The sequence below is a fragment of the Micromonospora sp. AB353 genome (assembly GCF_049538395.1).
Classification (GTDB): Bacteria; Actinomycetota; Actinomycetes; order Mycobacteriales; family Micromonosporaceae; genus Micromonospora; species Micromonospora aurantiaca.
This window is the reverse complement of sequence record NZ_JBMVFV010000112.1, coordinates 1-15592: the sequence shown is the minus strand read 5'-3', so window position 1 is coordinate 15592 and position 15592 is coordinate 1. Positions and strand designations below refer to the sequence as shown.

Sequence of the window (15592 nt, the reverse complement as noted above, 5' to 3'; positions counted from 1 at the left end):
TGCCGGGGCACCACCATGTCCACCTGGCCGTGCCGCAGCAGGTACTCCGCGGTCTGGAAGCCCTCCGGCAGCGTGGCACCGGTGACCTGGCGGATCACCCGGGGCCCGGCGAAGCCCAGCCGGGCGCCGCTCTCGGCCAGCACCAGGTCGGTGTTCGTGGCGAAGGAGGCGGCCACCCCGCCGTACGTGGGGTCGGTGACCACGCTGACAGTGAGCAGGCCCGCCTCCCGCATCCCGGCGAGGGCCTGGCTGACGGTGGCCATCTGCATCAGCGACAGCGCACCCTCCTGCATCCGCGCCCCGCCCGACGCGGTCACCAGCACCAGCGGGATGCCGTCGGCGAGTGCCCGCTCGGCGGTCCGGGTGATCAGCTCACCGACCGCGCAGCCGAGGCTGCCGCCGAGGAAGCGGAAGTCCATCACCGCCAGCGCGACCGGGTGCCCGCCCAGCCGGGCGGTGCCGCAGAGCACCGCCTCGTCCAGGCCGGTCGCCGCGCGGGCCGCGCCGAGCCGGTGCGGGTACGGCAGCTCGTCGACGAACTCGATCGGGTCGACGCGTACGGCCCGGTCCGGCAGCGGGACGAACGAGTCCGGGTCGGCCAGCTGCGCCACCCGGTCCGGCGCGTCCAGCCGCGCGTGCGAGCCGCACTCCGGGCAGACGTCCAGGTTGCGGCGCAGCCGCTTGCGGTAGAGCAGCGACGCACATCCGTCGCACCTCGACCAGAGCTGCTCGTCACGCGGGGCGGTCGTGGTCACCGTGGCCGCCCGGCGGTGTCGTACCGGTGGGCCGGCGCGTCGTAGCGGTAGAAGCAGTGCGCCATCGCGTCGCGCGGCGACCGCCAGGTCGGCAGGTACGGCGAGATGTACGGCCGCAGCCGCTCGCTGATCCGGATGAACTCCGGATGCCCGCGGTTGTCCTCCACCGCGCCCTGCGCGGGCGTCTCCGTCTCGAGCAGATGGACGTAGAGGTCGTGCAGCCGGTACAGCGAGCGGTGCCGGACCCCGACCAGGCCGGGCAGCTCGGTCGCGTCGGACTCGGCGAAGATCTCGGCCACCCGGTCCTCGGCCGTCGGCACCACCTTGGCGACGATGAGCGAACGGTCCATTCGCGCCTCCTGCACGTTCCGGTGCGCGGCGAACCGGTCGCGCCGCACGGATTGCCACACGGTCGCGCCGGCGGCGTCTACCGGGCGTCAACCGGGCCCCATCGCGCCACAAACATGGTGACGCTGCGTTGACGCAAGCTGTGCGCGAGCTATGGGAAGATCGCTTTCCGATTTCCGGGTGACGACACTTCTTCGCAGATCACAGGCGTATTACCGAGCCCACTACGGATAGTCAGGTGACCGACCGACCGTTGACCGAGAGTAACAGGCGTTGATATTCTGCGTCTCGGTCAGCCCGGCCACGGTGGAGCTTCCGACCGTGGCGGAGGCGTTCCGACACCGACGTCGCGGGCGGCGGTCCGGGCAACGCGAAACGGTCGGGACGAGGGTTCCGGTGCTGGGGGGTGCGCCGTGTCGGGTGGATCGAGAATGCCGACGGCGGGCGAACCCGCCCCACGGGTGTCACTGCACCTGCTGGGCGGCTTCCAGCTGCTGCACGACGACACGCCGGTGGTCGTACCCCGGGGGTTGCAGCGCGTCATCGCCCTGATCGGCCTGCGCCCGGCCGCGACCCGCAGCCACCTCGCCGGGCTGTTGTGGCCCGAGACGCCGGAGGAGCGGGCGCTGTCGTCGCTGCGGACCGCGCTGTGGCGGCTGCGGCAGGATCCGTGCTGCCCGCTGCGCACCGACGGCGACACCGTCCGCCTCGGACCGACGGTCCGCCTCGACGTGGACGACCTGGTGGAGACGGCGGCGCTGGTCCGCGAGGGCGCCGTCCCGCGCGGCGCCGCCGGCGCCGGACGTCACGACCTGCTCCCCGGCTGGTACGACGACTGGGTGCTGCTGGAACGCGAACGGCTGCGTCAGCTGCGCCTGCACATGCTGGAGGAACTCGCCGGTAACCACCTCACCGCCGGGCGGCACGGCGAGGCGCTGGAGGCGGCGCTGGAGGCGATGGCCGCCGAACCGCTGCGGGAGACCCCGCACCGCCTGGTGGTCCGCATCCACCTGGCCGAGGGCAACGCGTTCGAGGCGGTCCACTCCTTCTACGTCTACCGTGATCTGCTGCTGCGCGAACTGCGCCTGGAACCGTCCCCGGCGATGACCGCGCTGCTCGACGACACCCTCGCGCCGATCCGCCGGGCCAGCCGCCCGGAGCCGCCACCGCGCCGCACGGACCGGACCGCCAAACCGGCGCCACGCGCCCCCACCTCACCGTCCCCACCACCATCAATGCCCCGGGGTACGCGGTGACGGCGAGGTGACAGCGCGACCGGCACCGTGAAGCCAGCACCGCGGCGGCGAGAGGGGTCACGATGAGTCGACTGTTGGTGGTCAGCCGGATCGTGCCGGGCGCACAGGGACGGGTGGCGCAGATCTTCGCCGAAGCCGACGCCACCGAACTCCCCCACCTCACCGGCGTCCGGCACCGGTCGCTGTACTACCTGCACGACCTGTGCGTCCATCTGATGGAGACCGTCGACGTCGCCCCCGGCCTCACCGCGGAACTGCGCGACAACCCGCTCTACGAACAGGTGAACAAGCGGCTGTCCGCGCACACCTCCCCGTACCTGCCGACCTGGCACTCGCCCCGCGACGCCGTGGCCGGCTGCTTCTACAGCTGGGACTGTGCCGACACCCCTGCGCCCGACCGGATCCACTGATCGGCCACGGGCGACGGACGGGACGCCCCGGAACCACGCACGGCACCCAGGTTCCGGGGCGTCTCCCTGTTCTCCGAGCCGTTCGACCCGCCTTTCGGCACACGCTCGGTCATGCTCCGGGTACCGGCCGGAACCGCCGGTCCCACCGCTGCGGCCCGGCCCCCGGGCTGCCTGTCGTGCGCCGCGCGCGTGTGCGAAGCTGCCCCGAGTCTTTCGCCACCGTCGTGCACGTACATAGAAGGAGGTTGGCCATGCCGTCGAGCTTCGGGCAGTGGCTGTTCGTGATACTGGCCCTGCTCATCGGATTCGGCGTCGGCTGGTTCTTCGTCGGCCGCCGCCGGTCCGGCACTCCGGCGACGCCCACGGTGGAGACCACCCCCGCGGTGACCGCCACCGTCGACGAGCCGCGCCCGGTCGCCGTGGTCGACGAGCCCCCGGCCGCAGCCACGGTGTCCGAGCAGCCCGCGCCCACCGAGACGGCGACCGCCGAGCCGGCCGTCGCCACCGCCGCCCGCGCCGCCGACGAGCCGGCCGAGTCCTCCCCCGCCGCCGAGGCCGTCGCCACCGAGCCTGTCGCCGCCGAGGCCGCCACCTCCGAGCCCGTCGTGTCCGAGCCGGTCGCCGCCGAGTCGGCCGTGTCCGAACCGGTCGTCGCCGAGCCCGTCGCGTCCGAGCCCGTGGTGTCCGAGCCCGTGGTGTCCGAACCGGTCACCGCCGAGCCCGTCGTGTCCGAACCGGTCACCGCCGAACCGGTTCGGTCCGAGCTGGTGTCCGCCGAGGCCGTGTCGCCCTCGGCCGAGGCCGATCCGGTTGCCGCGCCCGTGGCCGACGCCGAGCCGGCTCTGGCCACCGTCGACGCCCACCCGGTGACGGTTCCGGCTACCGCCGACGCCGAGCCGGTGACGGCTCCGGCCACCGCCGGCGAGGACGAGCCGGTCGCGGAGAAGGAGCCCGCGGTCGGCGCAACCATCGACGCGCCGGCCACCGAGGCCGAGCCGGTCGAGGCCGCCGAGCCGGTCGCCGTGCCCGCACCGCGTACCTCGGTCGAGAACGACGCCCCGGCTGCGGCGGACAGCGACGCGCCGGACGACTTCCGGCGGATCCAGGGCATCGGGCCGAAGCTGGCCGCCGCCCTGCAGGACGCCGGGATCCGCACCTACCGGCAGCTCGCCGAACTGGACGAGGCCGCGCTGCGGCAGACGGTGAAGGCCGCCGGCCTGCGCTCGGCGCCGGGTCTGGCCACCTGGCCGCAGCAGGCGAAGGTGCTGGCGGGTATCGGCGCGGACGCCGACCGGGTGCTCCCGGCCGGCGCCGAGTAGACGGTCCTCCGCGTTCCGGGCCGGTGGTGACGATGGTCGCCACCGGCCCGGCGCGTTTCGCCATCCGCCAGCACGCCGGACTGGCTACATCACCACTCGATCGACCCCGCCACCTTCCCGAACTGGCGCACCACCAGCCACCCGCCTCACCCCCAACCCGGAGCGGTATGCCGGAAAGCCGACCGTGCGGGGACGGGCGTCGCTACCGTCGGTGAAGGGCCGCGCCGGCCCGCCGCGCGTACCGCCACCCGCAGGAGCATCTCGTGCCCACCGCAGCGCCGGAGCCCGCCGGCCGGCGACCGCCGGTCCGCGATCCGGAGGCGCCGCGCCGGGTGACGCTGCTCGAACTCTTCTTCGACCTGGTCTACGTGGTGGCGCTGGCGTTGATCTCGCGCAACCTGGTCGGATCGGTGACCTGGGAGCGGGCCGCCGAGTCGCTGATCATGCTGATGGCGATCTGGTGGACCTGGGCGATCACCACGCTCGTCACCGACATCTACGACCCGCGGCGCACCGAGATCAAGCTGCTGATCGTGGCGGTGATGTTCGGCGCGCTGCTGATGACCACCGCCATCCCGGAGGCGTTCGGCGCCCGGGGGCTGGTGTTCGCCGGCACGTACGTGGCGATCCATCTCGGACGCGGCCTGTTCCTCATGCCCGCCGTACGGCGGCACCCGCAGAGCAACCGCCGGGCCCTGCGCATCTTCGCCTGGTTCGCCGTGTCGGCCGTACCCTGGCTGGTCGGCGCGCTGGCCGCGCACGGCACCGCCCGGTTGTGGTTCTGGGCCGGCGCCCTGGCCATCGACTACCTGGGGTTCCGGCTGGCGTACCCGGTGCCGGGTCTGGGAGCGGTGCCGGAGTCCCAGCGCAACGTGACCGCCGAGCACCTGTCCGAGCGGTACCAGCAGTTCTTCATCATCGCGCTCGGCGACGCCGTGCTGGTCGCCGGCAGCGTGTTCAGCCTGCACCACTCCGAGCTGGAGAACCTGGCCGCCTTCACCGTCGCGTTCGCCACCACGCTGCTGCTCTGGCGCATCTACGTGCACAAGTCCGGTGAGCTGCTGCCGCACGCCATCGCCCGGGCGGCCCAGCCGAGCCGGTTCCTCAACACCGCGCCGTACACCCATCTGCTGATGGTGGCCGGCGTGGTGACCACCGCGGCGGGCTTCGACTTGGTCCTGCTGGAACCGACCGGCCACACGCGGCCGGCCTGGCTGGCGGTGATCCTCGGCGGGCCGGCGCTGTTCCTGATCGGCCGGGGCGCGTTCGAGTACGAGGTGTTCAGCCGGGTGTCGGCGTCCCGGCCCGGCGGGATACTGGCGCTGCTCACTATCGCCCCGGCCGGGTTGTTCCTCGCGCCGGTCTACGCCTCGGCCGGAGCGATGCTGGTGCTGGTCGGGGTGGCGTGCGCCGACTACCGCCGCAGCCGGGGCCGGCCGCCCGAGGAGCCGATGCCACCGCACTGAGGTAATCGGAATCGGCCGTGCCGGCACCGGTGCGCCGTTTGGCGGATCACCCGCACGGGGTACAAGGCCTCCACCTCGAATCCACCACAACCCCAGTGGAGGCAACTGATGCGCGGCACCTCGATAGTCGGCGTCCTGGTCGTCATCTGGCTCATCATCGGCGCCATCGCCGCCGGTCAGCGCGGCTACTACGGCAACGACGAAACCAACTGTGCGGAGGCGGGCACGATCCTGGTCACCATCGTGGCCGGCCCGCTGAACTACATCGGCGCCAACCCGAAGGTGGACTGCAAGCTTCCCGAGCCGTCGAAGTAGGCCACCACCCCGTACTCCCCTCCCGGCCCGCGCCCGCTCGGCGAGCGCGGGCCGTTCCGTGTCCGCAGCGCGGACCGTCACCATCCCTACGGCGTCCTAGGAGGCTGGGTTTCGCCTGGTTTGCCGCCGGAACCGGTGGGAACGGCAGCGGTTCCGCGACGACGGAACGGAGACCCGGGCATGCGCATCGGCTACAAGCTCGCCTCGGAGGCGTTCGGGCCCCAGGAACTCATCCGGCAGGCGGTCCGGGCCGAGGAGGCCGGCTTCGACTTCGTCGAGATGAGCGACCACTACCACCCCTGGCTGGAGGTGCAGGGGCACTCCTGCTTCACGTGGAGCGCGCTCGGCGCGATCGCCGCCCGCACCACCACCCTCGGCCTCGCCACCGGCGTCACCTGTCCGTCGGTCCGCTACCACCCGGCGATCGTCGCGCAGGCCGCCGCCACCATGGCGCTGATCTCCGACGGGCGGTTCACGCTCGGCGTGGGCGCCGGGGAACGGCTCAACGAACACGTCGTCGGGCAGGGGTTCCCCAGCGTCCGGGGGCGGCACGAGCGGCTGCGCGAGGCGCTGGAGATCATCCGGCTGCTCTGGCAGGGCGGCTACCGCTCGTACGGCGGCCGGCACCTGCAACTGGAGGACGCCCGCATCTGGGACCTGCCCGAGCAGCCGCCGGTGATCGCCGTGGCGGCGAGCGGCCGGGAGTCGGCAGGTCTCGCGGCCGAACTGGGCACCGGCCTGTTCGCCACCGAGCCGAAGTCGTCGATCGTCGACCAGTACCGCAACGCCGGCGGCCAGGGCCCCCGCTACGCCGAGGTGCCGATGGCCTGGGCCACCGACGAGGAGACGGCGGTCCGCGCGGCCCGGGAGACCAGCCGCTGGGCGATCACCGGCTGGAAGGTGATGAGCGAGCTGCCCAACCCGGTGAACTTCGACGCCGCCACCGCCTGGGTCGAGGACCACCACATCCGGCAGCAGTTCTCCGTCGGCCCGGACGCGGCGCCGCATGTGGAGAAGGCGCGGACGTACGTCGAGGCCGGCTTCGACCACATCGTGCTGCAGAACGCCGGACCGGACCCGGACGGCTTCCTGGACTTCTGCGCCCGCGACCTGCTCGCCCGGGTCCGCGCGCTCGGCTAGTCCCGCTGCTCGGCCGGTCACTCGCGCGTCAGCCGCCGACGTGGATGCCGGGGCGGCGGGCCGGATCCGGCTCGGACTTGCGGATGATCTCCCGCACCACCGGCGGGGTGTCGCCCCGGCCGAGGATGAGGTAGCGCAGCAGGTGCGCGATCGGGTTCCCCTCCGACCACTCGAAGTGGCAGTGCGGGCGTACCCCCGTCGCGTCCCGCAACGCCAGCAGGATCGCGGCTATCGCGTTCGGCGCGGCCGGGCTGCTCGCGCGCAGGATCCGGTAGCCGCCGGACTCCACCCCGTGCACCCGCAGCACCTGGCTGAACTGGGACGGGTCGCTCACGTCGATCTCCAGGAACAGCACGTCGGCGGCGCCCGGGACCGGGTTCATCGACCGCTGCGCCCGTTCCTTGACCCGGTACTCCTTGACCGACCCGCGCTGCCGCTTGTTGGCGATCAGGTGCAGCCGCCCGTCCCGGGCCACCGACTCGTCGACGAAGCGGCGGGCCGCCTCGTCGAACTCGATCCGCTCGGCGCGCAGCTCGGTGGTCCGGGTGACCCGGGAGATCAACGACACCGCGACGATCCCGGCGATGAAGAACCCGGAGATGGTGATGCCGTCGGGCTTCGCCACCACGTTCTCCACCAGCGCGTACAGCAGCACGGCGGTGAGCAGCGCGAAGCCGGTCGCGGCGGCACGGCTGCGGGCGCGCACCGCCGCGATGGTCACCGCTATCGCGCCGGAGACCATCATCGCGAGGATGCCGGTGGCGTACGCGCCGGCCTGGGCGTTCACGTCGGCGGAGAAGGCGATCGTGATGGCGACGCTGATCGCGGTGTAGACCAGCACCACCGGGCGCACCGCCCGCCCCCACTCCGGCGCCATGCCGTACGACGGCAGGTAGCGGGGCACGATGTTGATCAGCCCGGCCATGGCGGAGGCGCCGGCGAACCAGAGGATGAGCACGCTGCTGATGTCGTACACGGTGCCGAACGCCTCGCCGAGGTGCTCGTGGGCGAGGAACGCCAGCGCCCGGCCGTTCGCCGGCCCGCCCGGGTCGAACGCCTCGGGCGGGATCAGCACGGTGGTCACGAACGTGGTGGCGATCAGGTAGACCGACATGATCAGCGCGGCGGCGGTGAGCAGGCGGCGGGTGTTGCGGATCCGGGCGTCCAGCCGCCGCTGCGCGTCCTCGCCCTCGCCGCGCACCAGCGGCATCATGCTCACCCCGGTCTCGAACCCGGACAGGCCGAGCACCAGCAGCGGGAACGCGAGCACGCTGGTGACCAGGACGTCGCCGGGCCCGCCGGCGTCGGTCAGCCGGCCGGTCCAGTCACCGAGCAGGCCCGGATCGGCGACGACCTCGGCCACCCCGGCGACCACCACCACCGCGTTCAACGCCAGGAACACCGCGACCAGCGGGATGGCGACCTGCACGGCCTCGCTGAACCCGAGCAGGAACACACCGCCGAGCACGAGCAGCAGCGTCACGGTGACCAGCACCGCCGCGGTGCCGCCGTGCGGGAACGACCCGGGCAGCACCGGGTTCTCCAGCAGGTGCACGCTGGCGTCGGCGGCGGACAGCGTGATCGTGATGATCCACGAGGTGGCGACGAAGCCGAGCAGCACCAGCACGAAGATCTTGCCGCGCCAGAACGGCAGCAGCCGCTCCAGCATCGCCACCGAACCCTGCCCGTGCGGGCTCTCCCGGGCCACCCGGCGGTACATCGGCAGCATCCCGAGCAGCGTCAGCGCCACGATCAGCAGCGTGGCCAGCGGGCTGAGCGCGCCGGCCGCCACGGCGGCGATGCCGGGCAGGTAGGACAGCGTGGAGAAGTAGTCGACGCCGGTCAGGCACATCACCTGCCACCACGGGTGGGACCGGGTCTGGTGCTCGCGGATCTCCGGGCCGACCGGCTCGACCCGGTGCGCGAACAACCACCGGTGCAGCCGGCCCGCCGGTGCCGCCGGCCGCGTCGGGGCCGCGACCCGTTCCGGCAGCTCCGGCACGGTACGGCCGGCCCGCTCGGCGTGGTCGCCGTGCCGCCCGGCCCGGGCCGCCGCGGCCGCGTGCGCCTCCCGGCGCCGCTCCCGCGTACGCCGGGGCTGTTCCGGCTCCCCCGCCTGCCCCATCTGCTCCCCTTCGTCCCTATGAAGACGGTAGGGGTTGTCCCGGGCGCGGCCCGGCCGAACCGGTCAAAGATCCGGTCCTCGGGTCAGCGCGTCGCGCACCGCCGCCGGGTCGGCCACCGTCACGGTGACCGCCGGGTGCCGCAGCCAGGGGCCGGGGGCCAGCGCCGGCACCGGCTCGGCGAAGCGCAGGCAGAGCCCGCCGGCCACGCTGGCGCCGAAGGTCACCCCGCCGTCGGCCGCCGACAGGTGCGGGCCGATCGCCCGCCACCAGCGGTACGGCCCGCTCACCTCGGCCCCGGTCACGTTGCCCGGTGTGGTGCGCAGCAGCCACGGGCCGAACCGGACGACGAGCGCGTCCGGGCCCCAGTCGAGCCAGGCCGTGGCGGGCCGGACGCCGAGCAGCGCCAGCGGCAGCCGGAACGCCGGGTCGAAGCGGAACGGGAAGCGGCGGACCGGGCCCGGCGGGAACGCCCCGGGGCCGGCCGGTTCGTCTGGTGGCACGGCGGCGACGTACCCGGTGCGGCGGGCCCGACACCCGCGGGCGGCGTTCCCGCGTCCCGCGCCCGGACGGCGGGACGCGGGAACCCCCCGTCCCGGCTACTGCAGGAACGCCCCGAGGGGCGACAGCAGCAGCCGGCCGAGCAGCGCGGCGTTGTCGTCCAGCCGCGTCCGCTCACACTCGCGGGCGTCCGGGTCGTGCCGGCAGCGCCAGATCTTCTGCGCGTTGCGCCAGGCCACGTTCCGGGTGTACTCCACCAGTTCGCCCTGGTACCAGTCGTCGATCTCGCCGTTCACCATGTCGATCATGAGCTGCCAGTTGTCCAGGTAGCCACGGCGCAGGTCCGGGATCCGCTCGGCGAAGATCTTGTTGATCTCCAGGTAGTCGCGGTGCTGGTCGCTGCCGTCGATCGGCTCGGACTCCAGGCTGTCGAACGTGGTCACCAGCGCGAACGGCAGGTCGTAGTTGATGTGCGCGTTGACGCCCGCGGCGGCCGACGGAAGCGGCCGGGCGTCCGGCCCGCGCATCCGCTTGAACAGGCACGACCACGCCTTCGGGGTGCTCGGGCTGGAGTCGGTCCAGAACCGCAGCGCCTCGAAGTAGCGGGCCGCGAACTCGACGTCCAGCCGCGCCAGGAACACCGGGTCGCAGAACCGGTCGTCGTACAGGCCGTCGAGGACGGTGCTGGTGATGACCAGGTAGAGCTTGTTGAAGTCGGCGAGCGGGCAGCTCTCCTCCAGCGGCGGCAGCCGGACCAGCAGGTCCTGCAGCTTGGTCAGATGGTCCACGACCGCCGGCACGTCGGCGGGGTGGTCGGCGAGCAACCCGACGATGTCCTGGTGCACAGGACCCCAGACCGGTTCGGTCATCTCTCCTCCACCGCGCCCCCGGCGCCCCCACGACGCCACCACCCCTGTTCCGCGGGACAGCCTGCCAGGCGCCGTCCACCCGGCGGATCCGTCGAACGACGTATTGGCGACGTACGCCTACTCCGCGCCGTTGCGCAGGAAGATGGCGCTGGCCTGCACCCGCGTGCGTACCTGGAGCTTGTCGAAGATGTGCGAGACGTGGACGCCGATGGTCCGCTCGCTGATGAACAGCCGCTGGCCGATCTCCCGGTTGGTCAGCCCCTCGGCCACCGCGGCGAGCACCTCCCGTTCCCGGGCGGTGAGCGTCGCCAGCTCGTCCACCGCCGGTCCGGCGGGCGCCGCCGCCCGCTGCCGGGGCACCGGTGCGGGATCCGGCGCGGCGTCCAGGGGCACCCGGGCCCGCGAGGCGATGGTACGGATCTCCGCGGTCAGCGGCACCGCGCCGAGCGACTGGGCCATCGCGTACGCCCGGTGCAGCAGCTTGCCGGCGGTGGCCACCCGGCTGCGGCGGGCCAGCAGCGCCTCGGCCTGCCGCAACCGCGAGTACGCCGCCGGGTAGGGGTGGTTGCGCCGGTCCCACTCGAGCGCGGAACGCTCCCACAGCGCCGGGTCGCCACGGCCGTCGTCGAGCCGGCTCAGTTCGGCGTCGCAGAGCGCGAGGAACCCCTCGGCGACGTACCGCACCGGCGCGCCCGCCTTGGCGCTCTTGCCAGTCACCCGGTCGACCACCTCGCGCAGCCGGCGTACCGCGTTGGGATCCACCTCGATCGTCCGGCCGGCCGCCGCCTCTGCCTCCGCGCGCAGCCCGTGCCAGGCCAGCGTGGCCAGCACGATCACGTCGTCGGAGCGGCTCTCGGTCAGACCCCGCTGCACCGCCTGCCGGGCCAGGTCGTGCCGGCCCTGCCACATGGCCAGGCCGGCGCGCAGGATGAGCATCGGCAGTACGTGCCGGGCGCCGCCGCCGGCCAGCACCGTCGCCACCGCCTCCAGGTCGCGGTCGGACGCCTCGACGTCGCCGTACCCGACGGAGAGCCGGCACCGGGCCAGCAGCAACTCGACCGCGTCGGCCCCGGAGGGACGGTGCCGCAGCGCGGCGGCGACCACCTTCTCCGCCTCGGCCCACTGCCCCACCCGGAACAGCCCGTTCGTCGCCACCGCCAGCAGCCGGGTCTCCCAGGTGCGGCCGAGCCCCAGCTCGGCGACCCGGTCGGCGCCCCGGCGGGCCACCACCACCCCCTCCTCGAGGATGTTCAGCGGCCCGGTGAGCAGCTCGGCCAGGTGCAGGTACGCGCAGGCCACGTCCTCCGGCCGGCCGGACCGTTCGGCGGTGTCCAGCGCCCGGCGCATCACCGCCAGCCCGGCGGCCGGATCCTCCAGGAACGCCTCGCTGAACCCGAGCGCGGCGCTGGCCATCACCACCTCGGAGGTGGTGCCGGGCACGTCGGCGGCGAGCGCGAGGGCCTCCCGGGCCTGGTCACCGGCCTCGGCGTAGCGACCCAGGTGCAGCAGCAGCTCGGCCAGCCGGGCGGCGGCCGTGCACCGCTCCCGCGGCGTGCAGTCGGGCGAGTCCAGCACCTGCCGGTACTCCTGCTCGGCGGGGGCGGACCGGCCGGCCGCGGCCAGGTAACGGGCCCGGCGGATGCGCAGCGCGCAGACCGGCGGGCCGGACGGGTCGTCGGCCAGCTCCTCCAGCAGCGTCAGGGCGCGGGCGTGCTCACCGCTGTGGTGCGCGGCCTCGGCGGCGTGGCTGAGCAGCTCGGCCCGGTCCACCTCGACCGGCTCGGGCCGTGCCCCGTCGGGCAGGACGGCGGCCGGCTCGGTGGCCAGGGTCAGCGCGGCGGACCAGTGGCGGTGCGCCTCGGCGTACCCGTGCAGCCGTTCCGCCTCGCGGGCCGCGGCCATCGCGGCGGGCAGCGCCCGGCCCGGCTCCCCGGCGTGCCGCCAGTGGTGGGCCAGCCGGGCCTGGTGCAGCTCGGCCGGTACGGCGGTGAGCGCCTCGGCGTAGCGGCGGTGCAGCGCGGCCCGCTCGGCGGGCAGCAGTTCGTGGGCCAGGACCTCGGCGACCAGCCGGTGCCGCAGCCGGTAGCCGTCGTCGGCGCCGACCAGCAGCCGGTGCGCGACCGCCTCCCGGACCGCGTCCAGCAGCTCGTCCTCCGGCAGGCGCACCACCTGGGCCAGCAGCCAGTGCTCGACCGGTTCGACGCCGACCGCCACCGCGTGCACCACCGCGTGCGCCGGCTGCGGCAGCGCGTCGACCCGGTCGAGGAACACCTCGCGCAGCGTGTCGGAGAGACCGTCGCGGCCGTCGCGCCGGTCGCGGGCCAGTTCCTCCACCACGAACGGGTTGCCGCCGCTGCGCTGCCAGAGCTGGTCGGCGGCCTCCGGCGGCAGCGGCGCGCCGACCACGGCGGCGGCCAGCTCGTCGGTGGCGGACCGGTCCAGCGGCAGCAGGTCGATCACCCGTACCGAACGCAGCCGGCGCAGCTCGGTGAGCACCCGGCGCAGCGGGTGCGCGCCGCGCAGCGACTCGGCCCGGATCGCCGCCAGGACGGAGAGCTGAAGGTCGCCGAGGCCGGCCAGCAGGTAGAGCAGGAGCTGGCGGGTGCTGCGGTCGACCCACTGCAGATCGTCGAGGACGAGCACCAGCGGCCGTCCGCCGGCCACCACGTGCAGGCCCTGCGCGACGCGTTCCAGCAGCGCACCGGCGCCGTCCGGGCCGGGGGTCTCCTCGTCGAAGACCTGCAGCACCCCGCGGATCGCCGAGGTGGTGCGCGCCTCGGACTGCTCGGCCTCGAGCCGGCGCAGCGCCTGCCGTACCGGGTGCAGCGGCGAGGCGTCTCCGATGTCGAGGCAGGTGCCGGTGAGCACCAGCGCGCCGGCCTGCCGCAGCTGCTCGCCGACCTCGGTCAGCAGGCGGGTCTTGCCCACTCCGCTCTCTCCGGTGAGGAACACCGCGCCGGTCTGCCCGGGCCGCAGGTCGTCGTAGAGCGCCGACCGCAGCGTCGCCATGGTCCCGGTACGGCCGACGAGCGGTGCAGTGTCCACGTCGCTGGCCATGGAAAGCAGCCTAGTCACAGGTCCCCGCACCGTTCTACGGCCTCCGGGCCGGACTCGTACCTCTCGCGTCGACTACACGACTAATGGTTGCGGGTGCCCGACATACGTCGTCCTACAGATCCCCCGAGAACCCGGTGGTGAAAGTCTGCGGAGGTCGTCGGGCACCGCTATCGGGGAAAGGGTGGGTGCGATGTTGATCACCACGCCCGTGGGGAGTCGGGAAGCCGTCATCGCGGCGTGCCGGCCGGTGCCCGAGGAACGACGGATCGTGACCGTCCTCTTCGTCGACATCGTCGGCTCGACCCGGCTGGTCGAGCGGCTCGACCCGGAGGACGTCCGCGCCTTGCAGCGCGCCTACTTCGGCACCGTCGCCTCGGTGCTGCGCCGCTGGCGGGGGGTGGTGGAGAAGTACGTCGGCGACGCGGTGATGGCGCTGTTCGGCGCGTCCGGTTCGGACGGTCTCGACGCGTACCGGGCGGTGCGGGCCGGGCTGGACATCCAGGCCGCGCTGGCGCGGCGGCGCCCGGCCGGCGTCCGGCTGAGCGTGCGGGTCGGCGTGGCGACCGGCGAGGTGCTGCTGGACCTGGCCGGGGTCCGCGACGGCGGCCACGGCGCGGCGAGCGGCGCGGTGATCACCACGGCGGCCCGTCTCCAGGAGCACGCGCCGCCCGGCGGGGTCGTGGTCTGCCCGGTCACCCGGGACGCGGTGGCCGGCCTGGTCGAGCAGCGTCCACTCGCCACCCTGACGCTCGCCGGCAAGACACTTCCGCTGGACGTGTGGCGGGTGACCGGGCCCGCCGGGAGCCGGCCGGCCCGGCACCGCGTCCCGCTCGTGGGCCGCCGCCGGGAGCTGGCGGGCGCGGCCGACGAGGTGACCCGGGCCCTGCGTGAGCGGCGTCCCCGCTGGATCTCACTGGTCGGCCCGCCGGGAAGTGGCCGCAGCCGGCTGCTGCACGAGGTGACCCGCGCCGTGTCGAGCGTGGACGGCGTGCCGGTGCGCCGGCGGGTGACGGCCTGCCCGCCGTACCCGTGCGGGGAGCTGGCGCCCCTGGCCGACCTGGTACGGCCCCGGCCGGACGCGGCGGGTGTGGACGGCCCGGGTGGCGTGCTGGCGGCGTTCCTCGCCGCGCCGGACGACGACACGGTGGCGCAGCGCGCCGTGGTCGCCTGCCGCGAGGCGCTGCTCGGCCTGGCCGCCGAGGCGCCGGTGGTGGTCGCGGTGGACGACCTGGACCGGGCCGCCCCGGCGCTGCGCCGGTTCCTGCACCAGCTCCACGTGGCGGCGGGTGAGCGGGGACTGCCGCTGGCGGTGGTCACCACCTGCGGATCCGGCTCGGCCGACCCGCTGCCCGCGCCGGCGCGACGGATCCCGCTGGAACCACTCGGCCCGCTGGACACCGGGCGGCTGCTGCGGCACCTGCTCGACCGGGCCGGGCGTCCGGCCGCGCTCGCCGCGCGGCTGGTGGCGCTCGTCGGCGGCAACCCGGCGGTCGCGACGGCGTACGCGGGCGGGGAACCGTCCGGTGTACCCGCCGCCGCGCGCCGCCTGGTGGACGCCCGGCTGGACCGGCTCGACGGTACGCGCCGGGCGGTGCTGCTGGCCGCCGCCGCTTCCGGCGGTCCGGCCGGAGCCGCCGAGGTGGAGACGATGCTCGGCTGGCCCGCCGGCCGGGCCGAACCGGTGCTGCGGGCGCTGGCCGCGGCGGGGCTGGTGTGCCCGGTCGCTGCGGGCGGCTGGGCAGTCGACGCGCTGGTGGCGCGGGTGGCCGCGCTGCGGCTGTCCCGTGCGGTACGGGCGGATTTCGCCCGCCGCCTGCGCGCCGCGAAGGACACCGCTGCCGGCCGTGTGCCGGGAGCGGAGACCGGCGTCCCGTCCCGGGGCGCCGGCGAGCGGGAGGTCTGCCCGCTCGGGGCGGGACGGTCGCGCCGGTCGGGTGGAGGGGCCCGACCGGCGCCCGTCCCGCCGGACCGGACCGATCTCCGCGACACGGTGCCCGGGCAGCCCGGCGCGCTCCGGGCGGTGCCCGGGCAGA

Annotated in this window: 13 protein-coding genes; 7 read left to right on the top strand and 6 right to left on the bottom strand. The window is 74.4% G+C overall.

Annotated elements, in window-relative coordinates:
* Both ACPCK6_RS27530 and ACPCK6_RS27525 read right to left on the bottom strand, forming a co-directional pair.
* The coding region (locus ACPCK6_RS27530; RefSeq protein ID WP_423482648.1) for an acetyl-CoA carboxylase carboxyltransferase subunit beta at nucleotides 1-755 on the bottom strand (755 nt) is incomplete at its 3' end.
* Nucleotides 752-1105, bottom strand: coding sequence for a TcmI family type II polyketide cyclase (locus ACPCK6_RS27525; RefSeq protein ID WP_396882590.1), 354 nt, complete (start codon nucleotides 1103-1105; stop codon nucleotides 752-754). The genes ACPCK6_RS27525 and ACPCK6_RS27530, both read right to left, overlap by 4 nt.
* A gap of 429 nt (nucleotides 1106-1534) precedes the next feature.
* Here ACPCK6_RS27525 and ACPCK6_RS27520 point away from each other — a divergent pair, with 429 nt between their 5' ends.
* The 6 genes from ACPCK6_RS27520 to ACPCK6_RS27495 all read left to right on the top strand — a co-directional run bounded on the left by ACPCK6_RS27520 (nucleotide 1535) and on the right by ACPCK6_RS27495 (nucleotide 7009).
* Nucleotides 1535-2359 carry an AfsR/SARP family transcriptional regulator gene (locus ACPCK6_RS27520; protein ID WP_396882588.1) on the top strand — a complete coding sequence of 275 codons (825 nt, stop codon included), beginning with the start codon at nucleotides 1535-1537 and terminating at the stop codon, nucleotides 2357-2359.
* A 62-nt stretch (nucleotides 2360-2421) separates the two neighbouring features.
* Complete coding sequence (locus tag ACPCK6_RS27515; RefSeq protein WP_269697114.1) at nucleotides 2422-2769, top strand: TcmI family type II polyketide cyclase; 348 nt, start codon at nucleotides 2422-2424, stop codon at nucleotides 2767-2769.
* 251 nt (nucleotides 2770-3020) lie between these two features.
* Complete coding sequence (locus tag ACPCK6_RS27510) at nucleotides 3021-4088, top strand: helix-hairpin-helix domain-containing protein (protein WP_423482647.1); 1068 nt, start codon at nucleotides 3021-3023, stop codon at nucleotides 4086-4088.
* Nucleotides 4089-4351: 263 nt separating this feature from the next.
* On the top strand, nucleotides 4352-5554 hold the full coding sequence (locus ACPCK6_RS27505) for a low temperature requirement protein A (RefSeq protein WP_396882585.1): 1203 nt from the start codon (nucleotides 4352-4354) through the stop codon (nucleotides 5552-5554).
* A gap of 108 nt (nucleotides 5555-5662) precedes the next feature.
* Nucleotides 5663-5869, top strand: coding sequence for a hypothetical protein (locus ACPCK6_RS27500; RefSeq protein WP_013286658.1), 207 nt, complete (start codon nucleotides 5663-5665; stop codon nucleotides 5867-5869).
* Nucleotides 5870-6049: 180 nt separating this feature from the next.
* Nucleotides 6050-7009, top strand: coding sequence for a TIGR03557 family F420-dependent LLM class oxidoreductase (locus ACPCK6_RS27495; RefSeq protein ID WP_318334310.1), 960 nt, complete (start codon nucleotides 6050-6052; stop codon nucleotides 7007-7009).
* A 28-nt stretch (nucleotides 7010-7037) separates the two neighbouring features.
* Here the strand turns inward: ACPCK6_RS27495 and ACPCK6_RS27490 are convergent, their stop codons facing one another.
* The 4 genes from ACPCK6_RS27490 to ACPCK6_RS27475 form a co-directional block, all read right to left on the bottom strand.
* Nucleotides 7038-9134, bottom strand: coding sequence for an APC family permease (locus ACPCK6_RS27490; RefSeq protein WP_396882583.1), 2097 nt, complete (start codon nucleotides 9132-9134; stop codon nucleotides 7038-7040).
* A gap of 63 nt (nucleotides 9135-9197) precedes the next feature.
* Complete coding sequence (locus ACPCK6_RS27485; RefSeq protein ID WP_318334312.1) at nucleotides 9198-9635, bottom strand: hypothetical protein; 438 nt, start codon at nucleotides 9633-9635, stop codon at nucleotides 9198-9200.
* 96 nt (nucleotides 9636-9731) lie between these two features.
* The gene (locus tag ACPCK6_RS27480; protein WP_135240450.1) at nucleotides 9732-10502 is read right to left on the bottom strand and encodes a DUF5995 family protein; all 771 of its coding nucleotides are present in this window, start codon (nucleotides 10500-10502) and stop codon (nucleotides 9732-9734) included.
* A gap of 117 nt (nucleotides 10503-10619) precedes the next feature.
* The gene (locus ACPCK6_RS27475; RefSeq protein ID WP_423482646.1) at nucleotides 10620-13559 is read right to left on the bottom strand and encodes a helix-turn-helix transcriptional regulator; all 2940 of its coding nucleotides are present in this window, start codon (nucleotides 13557-13559) and stop codon (nucleotides 10620-10622) included.
* Between the two features lie 268 nt (nucleotides 13560-13827).
* Here ACPCK6_RS27475 and ACPCK6_RS27470 point away from each other — a divergent pair.
* Nucleotides 13828-15592, top strand: a 1765-nt coding sequence (locus tag ACPCK6_RS27470) for an AAA family ATPase (RefSeq protein ID WP_423482645.1), incomplete at its 3' end; no start/stop codon positions are given.